At 63.2% G+C, this 536-nt stretch carries 1 protein-coding gene; it reads right to left on the reverse strand.

Annotated elements, in window-relative coordinates; genetic code table 11:
- Window positions 1–220: 220 nt before the first annotated feature.
- Window positions 221–536 (reverse strand): VOC family protein (locus ACFP2T_RS48090; RefSeq protein ID WP_377434840.1); only part of this gene is annotated, 316 nt, incomplete at its 5' end.

Raw genomic sequence — 536 nt, forward strand, 5'->3', positions numbered from 1 at the left:
GAGACTTCTCGCCTGACTGGCAGCGCGGATGTCACTCACCGGATGTCTGTTACGCGCCGAGGTGGCTGACCCAGCAAGATGACCTCCGAGAAGATCGCGGTAGCCCGCAGGTGTACACCTCCGAGAAGTGCACCGTCGACGTGGGGCACTCGTCGTCCTCTCGAAGGCAGACAACGGCAGGCGCGACACCTGACGTGCGCGCCTGCCGCATTGTGCACCTTTAGTCTTTCGGTGCGACCCGGATACGGTTCCCGTCAGGGTCGCCTGCGAGGAAGGTCAGGCCGAACCCCACATCGTGCGGCTCTTGCAGGATCGTGACGCCCTTGGACTGCCACTGCTTGAAGATCGCGGTGATCTCGTCGGGTCGTCCACCTTCGATGGCCAGGCAAACCTCACTGGTACGCGGGACGCCAGGCGACAGATCCTCGAACTGACCGGACCACAGAGCGAGCTCAGCGCCAGGCCCGAGGTCGAAGGCGATGTATCCCGAAGTCTCGAGCGAAGGGCTCATGCCGAGGAGATCGCCGTAGAAACGA

Origin of the sequence: Plantactinospora solaniradicis, from assembly GCF_042658085.1 — a bacterium.
GTDB lineage: Bacteria > Actinomycetota > Actinomycetes > Mycobacteriales > Micromonosporaceae > Plantactinospora > Plantactinospora solaniradicis.